We start from the raw sequence: 1,331 nt of genomic DNA on the forward strand, positions 1-1,331 counted from the left end.
CTGATGTAGCCCCCTGAAACACCAGACAGTAGCTGTATCTCCAGATAAGAGATAGGCTTGAATATATGTCTAACACTAACGCCAATTTTGAGATGACCGGGATCCTGTTAGGGCAAGAAGCCCGCAAACGTAAGACTCCTCAGGAGAAAATCGCTTTTATCCAGCAGACGATGGAGCCAGGAATGAATGTCTCCCACGTCGCTCGTCTGCATGGTATCCAGCCCAGCCTGCTGTTCAAGTGGAAGAAACAATACCAGGAAGGCAGCCTCACTGGCGTTGCGGCCGGGGAGGAAGTCGTTCCTGCCTCTGAGCTTGCAGCAGCACTGAAACATGTTCGGGAACTCCAGCGCCTTCTGGGCAAGAAGACAATGGAAGTTGAGATCCTGAAAGAAGCAGTGGAGTACGGTCAGTCGCGAAAATGGATAGCGCACGCGCCCTTGCTGCAAAAGGACGGGGAATAGCCCTGGTCAGCCGCACCATGGGCGTGTCGCGTGCGCAGCTGTCACTGCGGATGAACCGTTCTGCCGACTGGCTGGACAGGCGCGGTAACCGGCGTAATAACGAAGCTGACGCTGAAATACTGTCGGCTATCCTCAACATTATCAGCGATATGCCGAGTTATGGTTATCGACGCGTGTGGGGCATCCTGCCCAAGCAACGTCGCTCAGAGGGACATCCACCTGTGAATGCCAAACGTCTTTACAGGATAATGAGCCAGCATAACCTGTTGTTGTTGCATGACAAACCAGAGCGCCCGAAGCGTGAACATAAGGGTAAAATCGCAGTTGCAGACAGCAATATGCGCTGGTGTTCAGATGGCTTCGAGTTCGACTGTGACAACGGCGGAAAACTGCGTGTAACGTTCGCGCTTGACTGCTGCGACCGCGAGGCCATAGACTGGGTAGCAAGCACGGGAGGCTATGACAGTTCGACCGTGCAGGATGTGATGCTGAGATCGGTGGAAAAACGCTTCGGCGACAGGTTGCCCGACACACCGGTGCAGTGGCTGACGGATAACGGTTCAGCGTATACCGCGCATGAAACGCGGAAGTTCGCGATAGAACTGAATCTGGAGCCCTGCACAACAGCGGTGAGCAGCCCGCAGAGTAATGGCATGGCCGAACGGTTCGTGAAAACGATGAAGGAAGACTATATCGCGTTCATGCCCAAACCGGATGTGAGAACAGCCCTGCGAAACCTTGCAGCAGCGTTCACGCATTACAATGAAAACCACCCGCACAGCGCGCTGGGATATCCGAGGGAATACCGGCGGCAGCGGGCATCGTTAACTTAAGATACAAAAGCTGTCCGGAGATGGCGGGTCAAGATCA

The 1,331-nt window shown here is 54.3% G+C and carries 1 protein-coding gene; it reads left to right on the top strand.

Features of this window, described 5'->3' with window-relative positions; translation table 11 throughout:
- Positions 1–92 precede the first annotated feature (92 nt).
- Positions 93–1,294 (top strand): IS3 family transposase gene (locus tag AC2FAP_RS24360; protein WP_172687049.1). Its coding sequence is split into 2 segments (ribosomal slippage): positions 93–414 and positions 414–1,294, totalling 1,203 coding nucleotides; the frame shifts between segments, so codons are not numbered across the junction.
- Positions 1,295–1,331: the final 37 nt, after the last annotated feature.

This window comes from Enterobacter cloacae complex sp. 394I7 (assembly GCF_057320345.1).